Here is a 15,434-nt window from a genome sequence, read left to right on the forward strand (position 1 = left end):
TTACATCCTTTTTGAACATGACCGGGCTGCGGCAACCACCGCCTGCCCGAAGGAGATAGCCCCGTCACCCGCAGGCAGATGATGGGGAAAAAGAAGCGTGAAATCAGAGAGGTGTGCACGCAGACGCGCCCGCAGCAGGCGGTTATGCAACACGCCGCCGCTGAAACAGACGGTAGAGAGCGACAGGCGTCGGGCATGGTGTCGGGCTAACGCCGCCAGCCCTTTTGCCAGCGCGTCGTGAAAGGCCCACGCGCGCTCGCAGGGTTGCGCCTGCCAGGCCAGCCACTGCCGCCAGAAGAACGCAAGGTTTTCAACCTGAAGCGTCACCGGGTGCTCAACACCCGGGCACTGCGCGGCCAGCGCCTCCAGCCTGCAGGCGGCTTCGCCTTCATAGCCTTGTGTTTCAATACCCAGAGCACAGGCCACCGCATCAAACAACCGCCCGCAGGACGACGCCAGCGGCGCGTTAAGGCCGCGCTGAACGGCGGTCGCTAAAAGCGGCCAGTTTTGCGAACGTACGGCACGGGTTTCCGGGTAGCGTTGCCAGTCAGGAACAAACGCCAGGCAGTGTGCCAGCAGATTTCGCCAGGGCTGCATGGCCGCGAGATCGCCGCCCGGCATCGCCACGGCGGGCAGGCCGCCCAGATGCTCGCACTCAAGGTAGTTCACCCGCAGACACTCCCCGCCCCACAGCGCGCCGTGCTCGCCCATGCCGATCCCGTCCAGCGTCAGGGCGATGGCGTCGCCACCGTCGAGCGGCCAGCCGTTTTCGGCAAGGCAGGCCGCGGCATGCGCGTGATGATGCAGTACGGTATCGACCGGCAGCGCCTGCTCCTGTGCCCAGTGCCGGGCGTGATAGCCAGGATGGGCATCGCACACCAGCCGCTCTGGCTGAAAGGCGTAGATCTGCTGCATCAACGACAGTGCTGAACGCCACTGGGCCTCGACACCGTCGTCACTGAGATCGCCAAAATGCTGGCTCAGCACCGCCTGGTTACCGCGCACCAGACAGAAGGTATTCTTCATGTCGGCACCGGTCGCCAGAATAGAGGGAACAGGGCTAAAACCGGCGGGTAACGTGATGGCATCCGGCACGAAACCGCGCGCCCGACGCAGCATGGCCCCGTCCTGATCCAGTACGGAATCGTCCATCCGCTGCAGGATGTCGCGGTTATGGAGCAGAAAACCGTCAGCGATCTCTGCGAGCTGTTCCAGTGCCTGTGGATTACTGATGGCAGGCGGTCTGCCGCTGAGGTTGCCGGAGGTCATCACCAGCGGGCGTTGCGTCTCCTGCATCAGCAAATGGTGCAGCGGATTGGCCGGGAGCATCACACCGAGGCTATCCAGGCCCGGCGCGATGTCGTCCGGGAAGGCCGGCAGCCAGGCTTTAGGGATCAGCACTATGGGCGCGGCAGGCGAGCGCAGCCGCGTTTGCACCGGCTGCGGAAGGCCGTCGGCGCTGGGGATCATCACCGCCAGCGGTTTCCCCGGACGCTGCTTACGTGCCCGCAGCATTGCCACCGCCTGCGGGTTAAGCGCGTCGCAGGCCAGATGAAATCCGCCCAGCCCTTTGATAGCCACGATGCCACCGTTTTTCAGCATCTGCACCGCCGCGTTCAGCGCCAGCTCGCGGGTAACAACCCGATCGGCCGCACGCCACTCAAGCTCAGGGCCGCAGTCCGGGCAAGCCACGGGCTGGGCGTGAAAACGTCGGTCCGCAGGGTTGCGGTATTCCGTTTCGCACGGCGAGCAGAGCGGGAATGGCGCCATGGCCGTGGCCGGGCGGTCATACGGCATGGCGCGGATAATGGTAAAACGCGGGCCGCAGTGGGTGCAGTTAATAAACGGGTAACGATAGCGGCGCTCGTGCGGATCGTTCATCTCCGCAAGGCACGCGGGACAGGTGGCGGCATCCGGTACAATCTGGGTGTCCATTGCCCCGCCCGCGCTGTGGCGAATGGTGAATGTCTCCGGCACCGTTGACCAGTGGAACGGCTGCGTGTCGATACTCTCGATGCGCGCCAGCGGCGGGCAGTCCTGGCGCAGCCTCGCGGTGAAATGCCCCCCATTACCCGCGAGGCGCACCAGCACGCCCTCTCCGTCGTTGCAGACATCGCCGGTCAACTGCAGCGCCTGAGCCAGTTGCCAGACGAAGGGCCGAAAGCCCACGCCCTGCACCTTGCCACGCACCCGCAACTGTACGCCGTTACCGCCCATGACGGATCAGAACAGCAGAGATGAGGTGGTATCGAACGCTGCGCGACGGCGCTTTTCGGCGCTCATCTGCTCGAGCTTATCGCGATCCACGCAAACCAGCGCGTGTGTCGGGCAGGCCTCCATACAGGCCGGACCGGCGTCACGGTGATAGCAAAGATCGCATTTGTTGGCTTCGGCTTTTTCCGCCCGCACATTCAGCCCCATGCCGCTGTTGCGGACCACCGGACGAACCACCACCTCCATCGCGCCGTACGGGCAGGCGACCACGCAGGTTTTACAGCCGATACAGCGCGCCTGCATCACATGCACAAAGCCTTTTTCACGTTTGATTGCCCCGTTAGGGCAGACGTTGGCGCACGGCGCGTCTTCGCACTGACGGCAGATAGCGGCGGTGGAAATATTCACGCCTTTGATGACGTGGATCCGCGGCAAAAAGGTCTCTGGCGTAAGCGAAGCGCAATCCTGCTCCGCCTGATGAGACACCACGCACGCCACTTCACAGGTACGGCAGCCAATGCATTTACTGGCATCAGCCATAATAAAACGGTTCATCTGCTTCTCCAGCATTACAGTCATGCGCGGAGATATTCATAAACCGTGCCAGTTTTTAACTCGTTGATTTATAGTGATTTAGAAAATGTCGCGGGGGCTGTCATTGTCACTTCTGACGATGACAGCTGTCGACATCAGCGGTGCGGGCCGTCGATGACAGAGTCGCGCAGGATAAGCTCACCCGAGAAGGTTTGCTGATACTTAAACTCGCCGCCGTCGAGCATAAAAATCAGGCGGCTGATGGTCTCTTTAATCATCTCCGTAACCGGAATACGCACGCTGGAGAGCGAGGGCACGATGTAGGGCGCAATCGCCACATCGTCGAAGCCTACCACCGACACCGCATCAGGCGTGGCGACGCCGCTGTCGTGAAGCTGTTTCATGGCGCCAATCGCCATATCGTCGTTACTCGCCACCAGCGCGGTAAAGGTTTCGCCGCGCGAGAGCAGCTCAGACACGGCCGCCGCGCCGCTGGCCGGGTTCCATTTGCCGTGGGCGATCAGCGTCGGACGCAGCGGGATCTGGTGCTGCGCCAGGGCATCTTTGTAGCCGGAGAGACGCTCCACGCCCGTGGGCGAATCCAGCGAGCCGGTGATAAACGCAATGTCACGGTGCCCTTTCTCAATTAGCTGTGACACCGCTTCCTGACAGGAGGCTTTATGATCTGACCAGACGCTGTGGCTGCTGTTTTTACGCAGGCGACGGTTCAGTACCATGATCGGCTGCTCGTATTTCTCGACGATCTCGTCCATCTCTTCCACGCTCAGAAAACGCGGATAGATAATGACCGCGTCACAGCGCATATCAAGCAGGTACTGGATGGCTTCTCGCTCTTCATCGGCGCTGTGCTTGCCGTCCGCCAGGATCAGCTGCCGCCCCTTCTCTTCCGTCATGCGGGCGGCGTGAAACAGCAACTCACTAAAATAGACGCCGTGATACAGGGTGTTGGTCACCACCAGTCCCAGCGTCTGGGTGCGTTTGGTCGCCAGGTTGCGCGCCAGCAAATTGGGGCGATAGCCGCTCTCTTCGATGGCCTGAAACACCCGGTCTTTGGTCTCCTGGCTGACATAGCCATTCCCCGACAGCACCCGGGAAACCGTCGCTTTCGAAACGCCTGCCCGCTTCGCCACTTCAAGCATCGTGGTCATGTTGTTATTCCCTTTCATACTGATGGCACGCAGTGTACTGCACTGCAAAACAATTGTCGCAACGACACGCTCACGCTTTTTGAACCGTCTGGTGATCGCCATCACGAAATGAAAAAATGGTCAAAATGCGATCTTGTTTCATTCAAAGAAACTCATGATGATTATGTGGAACCGGTTTCCTACATACTCTCACAACGACAACAGGATCACATCCGATGGCCAAAAATTATGCCGCGCTGGCGCAAGACGTTGTCAGCGCGCTTGGCGGCAAAGACAACATCGTCGCCGTCACCCATTGCATGACGCGACTGCGTTTCGTCCTGAAAGACGAAACCGCTACCGATACCGCACGCCTGAAAAATATCAGCGGCGTACTGGGCGTGGTACGTAACGACAACCAGTGCCAGGTGATTATCGGCAATACCGTTTCTCAGGCGTACCGTGAGGTGGTGAGCCTGCTGCCAACCGACCTACAGCCTGCCGTACCGGAAGGCCCACAGAAATTGACCCTGCGCCGCATCGGTGCCGGGATCCTCGACGCGCTGATTGGCACCATGTCGCCGCTGATCCCGGCGATCATCGGCGGCTCGATGGTCAAGCTGCTGGCGATGATCCTTGAGATGACCGGCGTGCTGGAGAAAGGCGCGCCGACGCTCACCATTTTGACCGTCATCGGCGACGGGGCGTTCTTCTTCCTGCCGCTGATGGTGGCAGCATCTGCCGCGGTGAAATTCAAAACCAACATGTCGCTGGCGATCGCCATTGCAGGCGTGCTGGTGCACCCGAGCTTTATCGAGCTGATGGCGAAAGCCGCGCAGGGTGAGCACGTCGAATTCGCGTTTATCCCGGTGACGGCGGTGAAATACACCTACACCGTGATCCCGGCGCTGGTGATGACCTGGTGCCTGTCGTATATCGAACGCTGGGTGGATCGCATTACGCCTGCGGTGACGAAAAACTTCCTCAAGCCGATGCTGATCGTGCTGATTGCCGCCCCGCTCGCCATCGTGCTGATTGGGCCGCTGGGGATCTGGATCGGCAGCGCCATCTCCGCGCTGGTCTACACCATCCACGGCTATCTGGGCTGGCTCTCCGTGGCGATCATGGGCGCGCTCTGGCCGCTGCTGGTCATGACCGGGATGCACCGCGTCTTTACCCCGACTATCATTCAGACCATTGCCGAAACGGGTAAAGAGGGGATGGTGATGCCGTCGGAAATCGGTGCCAACCTGTCGCTCGGCGGTTCATCCCTGGCGGTGGCATGGAAAACGAAAAACCCGGAGCTGCGCCAGACGGCGCTGGCCGCGGCGGCTTCCGCCATCATGGCGGGCATCTCTGAACCGGCGCTGTATGGCGTGGCGGTTCGCCTGAAACGCCCGCTGATTGCCAGCCTGATTAGCGGCTTTATCTGTGGCGCGGTGGCCGGTATTGCGGGGCTTGCCAGCCACTCAATGGCGGCGCCGGGGCTGTTTACCAGCGTGCAGTTCTTCGATCCGGCCAACCCGATGACCATTGTCTGGGTATTCGGCGTCATGGCGCTGGCGGTCGTGCTCTCCTTCGTGCTGACCCTGATATTAGGCTTTGAAGATATCCCGGTCGAAGACGAGGCTGAAAAAGCCCGCGCCCTGCAGAGCGCGCCGGTGCAGGCCAAAACCGCACAAGTTTAACCGTATAACGAGGTAGAAATGTCTGTTTTTCCACAAGGATTTTTATGGGGCGGCGCGCTTGCCGCCAACCAGAGCGAAGGCGCTTACCGTGAAGGCGGCAAAGGGCTGACCACGGTCGACATGATCCCTCACGGCGCAAACCGCCTGGCGGTGAAGCTTGGTAAGGAAAAGCGTTTTTCGCTGCGTGACGACGAGTTTTACCCAAGCCACGAGGCGATCGATTTTTACCATCGCTACAAAGAGGACATCGCTCTGATGGCGGAGATGGGCTTTACGGTGTTCCGCACCTCGATTGCCTGGAGCCGCCTCTATCCGAACGGCGACGAACCGCTGCCGAACAAAGAGGGCATTGCCTTCTATCGCGCGGTGTTTGAAGAGTGCAAAAAGTACAACATTGAGCCGCTGGTCACCCTGTGCCACTTCGATGTGCCGATGCATCTGGTGACGGAGTATGGCTCCTGGCGCAACCGCAAGATGGTCGATTTCTTTGCCCGCTACGCCCGCACCTGTTTCGAAGAATTTAACGGTCTGGTGAAATACTGGCTCACCTTCAACGAGATCAACATCATGCTGCACAGCCCGTTCTCCGGCGCGGGGCTGGTGTTCGAAGAAGGTGAAAACGAAGATCAGGTGAAATACCAGGCCGCGCACCACGAGCTGGTCGCAAGCGCGCTGGCGACCAAAATCGCCCACGAGGTAAACCCGGAAAACCAGGTCGGCTGCATGCTGGCGGGCGGGAATTTCTACCCTTACTCCTGCAAGCCGGAAGACGTATGGATGGCGCTGGAGAAGGACCGCGAGAACCTGTTCTTTATCGACGTGCAGGCGCGCGGCAGCTATCCGGCCTACTCCGCCCGCGTGTTCCGCGAAAAAGGGGTGGTGATTGTGAAAGATCCGGGCGACGACGAAATGCTGAAAAACACCGTCGATTTTGTATCGTTCAGCTATTACGCCTCGCGCTGCGCGTCGGCCGATATGAATGCGAATAATACCAATGCGGCGAACATCGTCAAATCCCTGCGCAACCCGCATATTCAGGTGAGCGAATGGGGCTGGGGCATCGATCCGCTCGGCCTGCGCATCACCATGAACATGATGTACGACCGTTATCAGAAACCGCTGTTCCTGGTGGAAAACGGCCTTGGCGCAAAAGATGTCATTGATGAAAACGGCGAAATTAACGATGACTACCGCATCAGCTATCTGCGCGAACATATCCGCGCGATGGGCGATGCCATTGAGGACGGTGTGCCGCTGATGGGCTATACCACCTGGGGCTGCATTGACCTGGTGGCGGCCTCAACGGGCGAAATGAGCAAGCGCTACGGGTTTGTCTACGTTGACCGCGACGATGCCGGAAACGGCACGCTGGAGCGCAAACGCAAGAAGTCGTTCTGGTGGTATAAGAAGGTGATTGCGAGTAACGGGGGGGATCTGGCGTAGCCTGTTGCCCTCACCCTAACCCTCTCCCACAGGGAGAGGGGACAAAAAACACCCTCTCCCCTTTGAGGAGAGGGGTTCAAACCCACCCTTTCCAACCCACCCCGCAAGCCGTGAATAGACCACTTCCACCGCGGCTTTCACCGGGGGTGTCATCGGGTAATAAAATCCGACGATGTCCGGCTGAATGCCCAAAAACAGCACCTCGCCCACGTCCTCTTTGATCTGATCCACGAGATAGTTAAGCGGCATATTATGCGTGGTCATCATGAACATGTCGGCAATGTCGTCCGGGTCGATCAGGCGGATGTCCCCCGGGTTCAGCCCCATATCCGTAGCATCGACAATCAACAGCCGATCAGGGTGAAGCTCGCGGATGGCCACCACATCGTTTTCCGGCGCGCTGCCGCCGTCAATCACCACCCAGTTGCCCTGCGGGTTCGCGGCACACATCTCTGCCAGCAGCGGGCCTGCGCCGTCGTCGCCCATCATGCTGTTGCCGACACACAGTAAAACGTCAGTCACGTAATCTCCTCACCATCAGGTAGATAGCACTTTCCTGATGAATATCATGCAGCATGCTGAGCAGCGTTTTGCTCCACGCCTGCTGTTCGGGGGTTTGCCGTTTCAGCGCCGCGTCAAACGCATTCGCCAGCATCGCAATATGGTTGGCGTCGATAACGATCTCACCGTACTTCGGTACCCCTTCCATTTTGCGCCGCGCCGTACTGCCCTCCTCCAGCGTGGCGATCCACGCCAGATAGTCGGACCACGGGCAGCTCAGCGCCGCCTCCAGGCAGTCGATCACCCCGAGGTGATGCCCAATCGCCAGGCTGTAATAGACCACCTGCTGCGCCGCGTCCGGCGTGGCATCGTTCTCATCAATAAATTTACGGCTCAGCTGACTGAACACCACCGTCTCACTCATCGGATACGCGCCTCATCCACAATGCTGTTCAGGTTCGCCACAATCTCATTGAGACGCGGGTCGTTTTCCGCCTCCAGCCAGCGCGCCACCTGGTGCTCGCCCTGGCTCAGCAAGCGCAGGTAATCGTCGGCAATCTGGCGGCCATAGCGATAGCCCGCCAGCCTGCGCGCCGTGCGGTCTACCTTCACCCGCAGCGGCTGCACCATGTCCGGGTGCAGGATCATCGCAGGCTGATTGTCGGGTTCACCCGGTTCACGGGCGTGGATTTTCTGCTCCAGCAGGCCGAGCGCCATGGCAAAGCCGTACAGCGTGGCGGCAGGCGTCGGCGGACAGCCCGGAATGTAGACGTCCACCGGTACGATTTTGTCGGTGCCGCCCCACACGCAGTAGAGGTCGTGGAAGATGCCGCCGCTGTTACCGCAGGCGCCGTAGGAGATACAGATTTTCGGATCGGGCGCAGACTGCCAGGCGCGCAGCGCGGGCGAGCGCATGGCGCGGGTGACGGCCCCGGTGAACAGCAGAATGTCGGCATGACGCGGAGACGGCACCACTTTGATGCCGAAGCGTTCGGCGTCAAACAGCGGTGACAGCGTGGCGAAGATCTCAATCTCGCAGCCGTTGCAGCCGCCGCAGTCCACGCGGTAAACGTAGGCCGAGCGTTTGATTTTTTTCAACAGCGACGCTTTCATGCTGGCGATGGACTCCTCCACCGTCATCGGCACCGGAATGCCCCGCTCGTCGCGCGGACCGAGTAAGTTTTCCATCAGCTGGCCTCTCTCATATGACGGGTGATATCGATGCGGTCGGACGGCAGCAGGCATTTCTGCCGTTTGCATTCCGGGCAGGTTTCAAAGCTTTCGCGATGATGCTCCGCGCGGGCATCGCCGTTGTGCTTAAGCAGCGCGATGGCATAGTCGATCTCTTTTTGCACGGCGAACGGACGTTTGCAGACGCGGCAGTTACACAGGGCAAAACGCGACTGCTGCAAAAAGTCCTCTTTCTTCCACACCGCCAGCTCGTACTCCTGAGACAGACGAATGGCGACCGTCGGGCAAACCTCTTCGCAGCGGCCGCAGAAGATGCAGCGACCGAGGTTAAACTGCCAGGCCAGTTCGCCGGTTTTCAGATCCGTTTCCACCGTCAGGGCATTCGACGGACAGGCGTTGACGCAGGCCGCACAGCCGATGCACTGCTGCGGGTTGTGTTCCGGCTTGCCGCGAAAGTTTTTATCCACCGGCATCGGCTCCAGCGGGTAGCGGCTGGTGGGCGTGCCGGTTTTGATCACTTTTTTGATAAAGGTAAACATGACAAGTCCTTATTTCAGCGGCGAGTTCTTACGCTCGATGCTGTAGCGCTCAAGCTCTTTGTACGGCACCACCTGGCTTTTCTTCTTGCGCACGTCCACCACGGTCATGCGGTCGGTGCAGGAGTAGCACGGGTCGAGGCTGCCGATGATCAGCGGCGCGTCGGAGACCGTGTTGCCGCGCAGCATATAGCGCAGGGTTGGCCAGTTGGCGTAGGTGGCCGCACGGCAGCGCCAGCGGTAAAGCTTCTGGTTATCGCCGGTCATGCTCCAGTGGATGTCGTCCCCGCGCGGCGCTTCGGCAAAGCCGAGGGCAAAGCGGTTCGGGATGTAGGTGAAGCCCTCCACCATCAGCGGGCCGCCCGGCAGGTTATCGAGCCCAAAGTCGATCATATTCAGCGCGGTGAAGACCTCGTTGATACGCACCTTCAGGCGGGAGATGACGTCGCAGCCCTGTTCGCTGTGTACGGTCATTGGCAGCAGGCCGTAACCGACAAACGGGTGATCGGCGCGGGTGTCGCGGGCGTGGCCGCTGGCGCGCACCATCGGGCCAACGTTGCTGAAGTCGCGGGCGATCTCCGGATCAAGGCGGCCGATCCCCACGGTACGCTGCTCGATGTTGGGCGTGCTGAGCAGCATATCCACCAGCTCCTGCACGTCGCGACGCATCTGCTGTGCCAGCTGTCGGGTCTGGATCATGTCGTTTTTAAGCAGGTCACGGCGGATCCCACCGATCAGGTTCAGACCGTAGGTTTTACGCGCCCCGGTGAGGATCTCCGCCATCTTCATCGACGCCTCGCGCACGCGGAAGAACTGCATAAACCCGGAGTCGAAACCGACAAAGTGACAGGCCAGACCGAGATTCAGCAGGTGCGAGTGCAGACGTTCCACTTCCAGCAAAATGGCGCGGATCATCTGCGCGCGCTCCGGCACCACGATCCCCATGCCGTTCTCCACCGAGGTGGTATAGGCGGTGCTGTGGGCGAAGCCGCAGATGCCGCACACGCGGTCCGAGAGGAATGTCACCTCGTTATAGCCCATCCGGGTTTCCGCCAGCTTTTCCATGCCGCGATGGACGTAGAACAGACGGTAGTCGGCGTCGATAATGTTTTCGCCATCAACAAACAGGCGGAAGTGGCCTGGTTCATCAGAGGTGACGTGCAGCGGGCCAATCGGCACCACGTTGTTCTTTTTGTTGCCGAGTTCGTTAATGAACTCGTAGGTTTCGCTGTCGGTGGTTGGGGCCGGACGCTGGCGGTAATCCATGCTGTCCTTGCGCAGCGGATACAGTTCGTCCGGCCAGTCGTCCGGCAGCACCAGGCGGCGTTCATCCGGCAGCCCCACCGGCACCAGGCCATACATGTCACGCACTTCGCGCTCGCCCCAGACGGCGGCAGGCACGCGCGGTGTGACGGACGGGTACTCCGGCTTGTTCGGGTCGACTTCCACGCGTACGGTAAGCCAGCACTTCTCGCCCTGCTCCATCGACATCACGTAGTACACCGCGTAATTGCCGCACAGCTGACGCTCGTCATTGCCGAACAGCACCGACAGCCAACCGCCCTGCTGGTAGTAAAGAAACTCCACCACTTCCGGCAGATAGTTCACCTTAATGGTGACGGTTACCTGGTCTTTGGTCTGCCATCCTTCATCCAGCACAACACCCGGAAAAGCCTGATGCAACGCGGCGAGATACTGCTGACCTTTCTTTTCTTCAGACATAAATACTCTCTTTAATCACGCCACCAGCAAGGAGACGAACGCTAAAAATGCAAAACCAAAACCGGCCCAGGTGATGCGCGAGGTCGCGACAAAGCGCAGACGTGCCATGCTGTTTTCAAACAGGGCAATCACCAGCACGCCGACCAGCAACTTGAGCGCGGCAACCACCACGGCCAATACCAGCCCCCCAGCGGAGAAGTGCGTCATCTGCCCCCACGGGAAGAAGACGCCAACAAACATCTGCAGGACCACCAGCTGCTTAAGGCTGATGCCCCACTTAAGCACCGCAAAGCCGTAGCCGCTGTATTCGGTCAACGGCCCTTCCTGTAGCTCCTGCTCGGCTTCTGCGAGGTCAAACGGCAGTTTGCCCATCTCAATAAAGGTGGCGAACGCGCAGGCGCAAAGGGCCAGCACCAGCGGGAGGGTACGTGACACCGGCCAGTGGTAAACGGTGTGGGTGATAAAGCTGATATGGGTGGAACCCGCGACCTGCGCGGCCACCCATAGCCCCAGCAGCAGGATCGGTTCGACCAGCACGCCCAGCATCGCCTCGCGGCTGGCGCCGATACCGGTAAACGGGCTGCCGGTATCCAGACCCGCAATAGCAAAGAAGAAGCGGGCAATGGCGAAGAGGTAAATCAGCGTAATCAGATCCCCAAGTGCAGGCAGCGGCGAGCCCACCGTCACCACCGGCAGCGCGGTGGCGATGGTCAGCATCACGCCGACCATCACGAACGGCGTCAGGCGGAAGACCCAGCCTGCGGCATCCGGCGCCACGCTCTGGCGGGAGAGCAGCTTGAAGAGATCGCGGTACTCCTGGAGCACGCCAGGCCCGCGACGGTTGTGCATCCGGGCGCGCGCCACGCGCGTGATGCCCGACAGCAGTGGCGCAACGGCGAACAGCACCAGCGCCTGAAGTATTGCCAGTAACAGACTCATGTCAGGCTCCTCGTGAAATCACAATGACCACCAGCACCGCCAGCTCGATCAGCGCCAGACGGCGGAACAGCGCAGGTACAGCGGCGCTCTGCCAGCCCGGCATCCATCCCACCGGGTTCAGCCAGTGGCGCAGCTTCAGCACGGCAGCGAAGTTCTCTTTCACCGGCATGGCAAAACCGTGGGCGGTGATGACCATCGATTGTTCGTGTTCGTAGCCACAGGCCCAGGCCGCCCCGCGCGAGCGGGAGGGGAGTCGGTCGCGCCTGAAGAACAACATCAGCACAAACGGCAACAGCGGTGCGGCAATCAGCAGCAGCGCCATCATCGGCTGGGAGACGGTGGTATGCGCAAGGGTCAGCGGCAGTGGAATGGCGTTATCCAGCAGCGGCAGCAGCCATGGGGCGGCGACCCCGCCCGCGATGCAGCACAGCGCCAGCGCGACCACGCTGGCACACATCAGTACCGGGGCGCAGCAGGCGTTTTCCGCTTCCCGCGTGCGCGGTGCGCCGAGGAAGGTGACGCCGTAGACTTTTGCCATACACATCACCGCCAGCGCCCCGGTTATCGCCAGCCCAACCGCCAGCAGCGGGCCGAGCAGTCGGGCGATAAAGGCGTCGCTCTGACCGAGCGCGAAGAAGGACTGGTAGATCACCCACTCGCCCGCAAAGCCGTTCAGCGGCGGCAACGCGGCCATCGCCATCAGCCCGACCAGCATGGCGAGAGAAATCACCGGCATCTTTTTGCCGATGCCGCCGAGTTTTTCGATATCCCGATGACCGGTACGGAACCAGACGCTGCCCGCGCCCAGGAACAGGGTGCTTTTAAACAGGCTGTGGTTAACGAGGTGATACAGCCCCCCGATAAACCCGGCGGCAATCAGCGCCGGTTGATTAAGTGCCAGGCCGGTCACGCCTGCGCCGATGCCGAGCAGGATAATGCCGATATTTTCCAGGGTGTGGTACGCCAGCAGACGCTGAATGTTGTGCTCCATCAGCGCATACAGCCCGCCGACAAAGGCGGTAATCATACCTGCGATAAGCAGCGCGACACCCCACCACAGCGGCGGCTGGCCGCCGGTCAGGGTGATCGTCAGAACGCCGAACAGACCGACTTTCATCACCACGGTGGAAAACAGCGCGGCGGCGGGTGCAGAGGCATTCGCGTGCGCCTGCGGCACCCAGCCGTGCAGAGGGATGACCCCGGCCAGCAGGCCAAAGCCCACCACGCCCAACAGCCAGACGTCGTTTCCCAGCGGCTGACCGTTAAGCGCTGCGAAGTCGAGCGTGCCGAAACGTTGCCACACCAGCCAGCAGGCCAGCGCCAGCAGCAGCGTGCCGAGGCGACCGAGCGCAAACCACAGCTTGCCGGAGGCGCTACATCCCGTCAGGAATACGCCGCAGAGCGCCATGATCTCCGCCATCACCACCAGCGCGCCGAGGTTGCTGGCAATGACGGTGCAGACCGCCGACGCCAGCAGCAGGTTAACCAGCAGACCATTCGCGCGGGTGTGCTGATGGCGGTGCCAGTCAATATTGAACAGGCTGATAAACACCCCGCACAGGCCAAAAGTCACCAGCCAGATGGCGTTCAGCGGCGTGAGCTGAACGGTATGACGGACGATCGGAATCATTGCTTCGGCGGTCTGGCCGCTGAGTAACACTGCCGTACCTGCTGCCAGCGTCATCAGGCTGCCCACCGCCCCGCCGATACCGGCGATCCAGCCGCTCAGGGTTTTATGGAATGACAGGAGCCACGCCAGCACAGCAGCGGCGGCAAAGTACGCCACGGCGCTGTTAATCATAGATATCGCGTTCATTTCGCCCCCTCGTTAAGCGCCTGAAGCAGAGAAAGATCGCCGACGTCGGTATTAATGGTCAGCTCGCGCTTGCGTTTGCTGGTGCGGGCAATATCGCGAATGTTGACCAGAATCAGCGCTTTGGTCGGGCAGGTGCGCACGCAGGCCGGGCCCTGCTCATCAAAGCTGCACAGGTCGCACTTCACCGCCACCGCACGCACGCCGGGCACCCAGTCAAGCAGCGTACTGACACGTGCCGGAGCCGGGGGAGCAGGTGGCGCTTTTGGGGTGTTGGCATTCGCCGGAATATGCAGCGGACGGCTGCCGGAAAATTCAATCGCACCGAACGGGCAGGCTATGCCGCACAGCTTGCAGCTCACGCACAGGCTTTCGTTCAGCTGTACCGCGCCGTCAACGCGGGTGATGGCATTCACCGGACAGACGCCCGCGCACGGCGCATCTTCACAGTGGTGGCAGAGCTGCGGGGCAGACTCTTTTTCATTACGCATGACGCGCAGGCGCGGCATGGACTGGAGCCCGTGCAGGCGGTGCGTTTCCGAACAGGCCGCCTCACAGGTTCGACAGCCAATACAGACCGTCGAGTCAGCAATTACAAAACGGTTCACCGGGTCATCCTCTGGTGATAGTCATTTTTGACGAAAAACTGTCATGTCGACACTTCTCGACACGTGATGATCAGGCCACGTCCGCTGAGGCGTGTTCATCCATCAGCTGCTTCAGGTTGACCGGGAGATCGTGTTCAACGGCGGTGTACAGACCGTTATAAACCGGCGCGATTTTTTCCAGATAGTGCTCCAGCACCTGCTGGCGATCGCGGTTGCTGACGTGACCGTCAACCATGCCGTCGGCCATCAGTTGCGCCTTCGCAATACACTGTTTTTCACCCTCTTTTGTCTCGACGTAGTACTCAATGGTGTGGCTGTTGAAGGTGTCGGCCAGGGTGACGTAAATCGTGAAATGGCCGAACAAAACAAAGCGCATATCCCCCTGCGCCGCACAGCTCATGGCGTGGTGAAGACGGGCTTTGGAGAGGGTGATCCCCTGGACCAGTGAGTTGCAGTAAAGGTGCCACTGGTCCTGTAACTGCTGGTGACGCTGCGCGATGTAATCCGCTTTTTCGCTAATTTCCCAAATAGTCATAGAAGGTATCCGGTTAATGGAGATAGCGGCTGTTAAGCAGATTCCATGCCATTTTTTAATGCATTGATATTTAATGGGTTTAATTCAAAACAGGCTGTCAACAAGAGGGTGTCGACGTGTCATTTCGACAGCGTTGACATCGTCACCCCCTAACCAAAACCAGGCTGGCATTGTTATTGCATTAACGGGGCAATTCATTAAGGAGGCGTCATGCACGAAATCACCCTCTGCCAGCGGGCACTGGAACTCATCGAACAGCAGGCAGCGCAAAACCACGCGACGCGCGTGACCGGCGTCTGGCTGAAGGTCGGGGCCTTTTCCTGCGTCGAAACCAGCGCCCTCACCTTCTGTTTTGAGCTGGTGTGCCGCGGCACGCTGGCGGAAGGCTGCGAACTTCATATTGAAGAGCAACAGGCGGAGTGCTGGTGCGAGCAGTGTCAGCAGTACGTCACCCTGCTGTCGTCGAAGGTCCAGCGCTGCCCACAGTGTCAGCACACCGGCCTTCGCATCGTGGCGGATGACGGGATGCAGATCCAACACCTTGAAATCGAGAAGGAGTAAA

The 15,434-nt window shown here is 60.3% G+C and carries 15 protein-coding genes; 3 read left to right on the forward strand and 12 right to left on the reverse strand.

Annotated features, from left to right (window positions below; all coding sequences use genetic code 11):
* From hypF to ACMWKA_RS07455, 3 genes are all read right to left on the reverse strand, one after another.
* A complete protein-coding gene (gene hypF / locus ACMWKA_RS07445) occupies positions 1–2,217 on the reverse strand; it encodes a carbamoyltransferase HypF (RefSeq protein ID WP_414760101.1) in 2,217 nt (738 codons plus the stop codon).
* A gap of 6 nt (positions 2,218–2,223) precedes the next feature.
* Positions 2,224–2,769 carry an electron transport protein HydN gene (gene hydN / locus ACMWKA_RS07450; protein ID WP_014833044.1) on the reverse strand — a complete coding sequence of 182 codons (546 nt, stop codon included), beginning with the start codon at positions 2,767–2,769 and terminating at the stop codon, positions 2,224–2,226.
* Positions 2,770–2,903: 134 nt separating this feature from the next.
* On the reverse strand, positions 2,904–3,917 hold the full coding sequence (locus ACMWKA_RS07455) for a LacI family DNA-binding transcriptional regulator (RefSeq protein WP_029883949.1): 1,014 nt from the start codon (positions 3,915–3,917) through the stop codon (positions 2,904–2,906).
* Positions 3,918–4,132: 215 nt separating this feature from the next.
* Here ACMWKA_RS07455 and ascF point away from each other — a divergent pair, with 215 nt between their 5' ends.
* Together ascF and ACMWKA_RS07465 are read left to right on the forward strand one after the other, a co-directional pair.
* Entirely contained in the window at positions 4,133–5,584 is a 1,452-nt protein-coding gene (gene ascF, locus ACMWKA_RS07460) for a PTS cellobiose/arbutin/salicin transporter subunit IIBC (protein ID WP_013098459.1), read from the forward strand.
* Positions 5,585–5,602: 18 nt separating this feature from the next.
* On the forward strand, positions 5,603–7,027 hold the full coding sequence (locus tag ACMWKA_RS07465; protein ID WP_038420482.1) for a 6-phospho-beta-glucosidase: 1,425 nt from the start codon (positions 5,603–5,605) through the stop codon (positions 7,025–7,027).
* 15 nt (positions 7,028–7,042) lie between these two features.
* Here ACMWKA_RS07465 and hycI read toward each other — a convergent pair whose 3' ends face one another.
* The 9 genes from hycI to hycA form a co-directional block, all read right to left on the reverse strand.
* Positions 7,043–7,549 carry a hydrogenase maturation peptidase HycI gene (gene hycI, locus ACMWKA_RS07470; RefSeq protein WP_414760102.1) on the reverse strand — a complete coding sequence of 169 codons (507 nt, stop codon included), beginning with the start codon at positions 7,547–7,549 and terminating at the stop codon, positions 7,043–7,045.
* Positions 7,542–7,952, reverse strand: coding sequence for a formate hydrogenlyase maturation HycH family protein (locus ACMWKA_RS07475; RefSeq protein ID WP_014833049.1), 411 nt, complete (start codon positions 7,950–7,952; stop codon positions 7,542–7,544). Before ACMWKA_RS07475 ends, hycI begins: the two co-directional genes overlap by 8 nt.
* On the reverse strand, positions 7,949–8,716 hold the full coding sequence (locus tag ACMWKA_RS07480) for an NADH-quinone oxidoreductase subunit B family protein (RefSeq protein ID WP_014833050.1): 768 nt from the start codon (positions 8,714–8,716) through the stop codon (positions 7,949–7,951). Before ACMWKA_RS07480 ends, ACMWKA_RS07475 begins: the two co-directional genes overlap by 4 nt.
* Complete coding sequence (locus ACMWKA_RS07485) at positions 8,716–9,258, reverse strand: formate hydrogenlyase complex iron-sulfur subunit (protein ID WP_013098464.1); 543 nt, start codon at positions 9,256–9,258, stop codon at positions 8,716–8,718. The genes ACMWKA_RS07480 and ACMWKA_RS07485 overlap by 1 nt, the downstream gene beginning before the upstream one ends.
* A 9-nt stretch (positions 9,259–9,267) precedes the next feature.
* Positions 9,268–10,977, reverse strand: a complete 1,710-nt coding sequence (gene hycE, locus ACMWKA_RS07490; protein WP_029883192.1) for a formate hydrogenlyase subunit HycE — start codon at positions 10,975–10,977, stop codon at positions 9,268–9,270.
* A 15-nt stretch (positions 10,978–10,992) separates the two neighbouring features.
* A complete protein-coding gene (locus tag ACMWKA_RS07495; RefSeq protein ID WP_013098466.1) occupies positions 10,993–11,916 on the reverse strand; it encodes a respiratory chain complex I subunit 1 family protein in 924 nt (307 codons plus the stop codon).
* A gap of 1 nt (position 11,917) precedes the next feature.
* Entirely contained in the window at positions 11,918–13,732 is a 1,815-nt protein-coding gene (hycC, locus tag ACMWKA_RS07500) for a formate hydrogenlyase subunit 3 (RefSeq protein ID WP_414760103.1), read from the reverse strand.
* Positions 13,729–14,337 carry a 4Fe-4S dicluster domain-containing protein gene (locus ACMWKA_RS07505; protein ID WP_013098468.1) on the reverse strand — a complete coding sequence of 203 codons (609 nt, stop codon included), beginning with the start codon at positions 14,335–14,337 and terminating at the stop codon, positions 13,729–13,731. The genes hycC and ACMWKA_RS07505 overlap by 4 nt, the downstream gene beginning before the upstream one ends.
* Positions 14,338–14,407: 70 nt before the next feature.
* Positions 14,408–14,872: a formate hydrogenlyase regulator HycA gene (gene hycA / locus ACMWKA_RS07510; protein ID WP_013098469.1), complete on the reverse strand. Its 465-nt coding sequence runs from the start codon at positions 14,870–14,872 to the stop codon at positions 14,408–14,410.
* Positions 14,873–15,082: 210 nt separating this feature from the next.
* Here hycA and hypA point away from each other — a divergent pair, with 210 nt between their 5' ends.
* Positions 15,083–15,433, forward strand: a complete 351-nt coding sequence (hypA, locus tag ACMWKA_RS07515) for a hydrogenase maturation nickel metallochaperone HypA (protein WP_414760104.1) — start codon at positions 15,083–15,085, stop codon at positions 15,431–15,433.
* The last annotated feature ends 1 nt before the right edge of the window (position 15,434 follow it).

The organism is Enterobacter sp. 03-F-07-AD-ECC (assembly GCF_047530935.1).
Lineage (GTDB): Bacteria > Pseudomonadota > Gammaproteobacteria > Enterobacterales > Enterobacteriaceae > Enterobacter > Enterobacter cloacae.

Coding starts and splice junctions, on each gene's coding strand:
- hycE (WP_029883192.1), bottom strand. CDS start 10,977: ATGTCTGAAGAAAAGAAAGGTCAGCAGTATCTCGCCGCGTTGCATCAG.
- hypF (WP_414760101.1), bottom strand. CDS start 2,217: ATGGGCGGTAACGGCGTACAGTTGCGGGTGCGTGGCAAGGTGCAGGGC.
- hycA (WP_013098469.1), bottom strand. CDS start 14,872: ATGACTATTTGGGAAATTAGCGAAAAAGCGGATTACATCGCGCAGCGT.
- ACMWKA_RS07465 (WP_038420482.1), top strand. CDS start 5,603: ATGTCTGTTTTTCCACAAGGATTTTTATGGGGCGGCGCGCTTGCCGCC.
- hycC (WP_414760103.1), bottom strand. CDS start 13,732: ATGAACGCGATATCTATGATTAACAGCGCCGTGGCGTACTTTGCCGCC.
- hydN (WP_014833044.1), bottom strand. CDS start 2,769: ATGAACCGTTTTATTATGGCTGATGCCAGTAAATGCATTGGCTGCCGT.
- ACMWKA_RS07485 (WP_013098464.1), bottom strand. CDS start 9,258: ATGTTTACCTTTATCAAAAAAGTGATCAAAACCGGCACGCCCACCAGC.
- ACMWKA_RS07495 (WP_013098466.1), bottom strand. CDS start 11,916: ATGAGTCTGTTACTGGCAATACTTCAGGCGCTGGTGCTGTTCGCCGTT.
- ACMWKA_RS07480 (WP_014833050.1), bottom strand. CDS start 8,716: ATGGAAAACTTACTCGGTCCGCGCGACGAGCGGGGCATTCCGGTGCCG.
- ACMWKA_RS07475 (WP_014833049.1), bottom strand. CDS start 7,952: ATGAGTGAGACGGTGGTGTTCAGTCAGCTGAGCCGTAAATTTATTGAT.
- ascF (WP_013098459.1), top strand. CDS start 4,133: ATGGCCAAAAATTATGCCGCGCTGGCGCAAGACGTTGTCAGCGCGCTT.
- ACMWKA_RS07455 (WP_029883949.1), bottom strand. CDS start 3,917: ATGACCACGATGCTTGAAGTGGCGAAGCGGGCAGGCGTTTCGAAAGCG.
- hypA (WP_414760104.1), top strand. CDS start 15,083: ATGCACGAAATCACCCTCTGCCAGCGGGCACTGGAACTCATCGAACAG.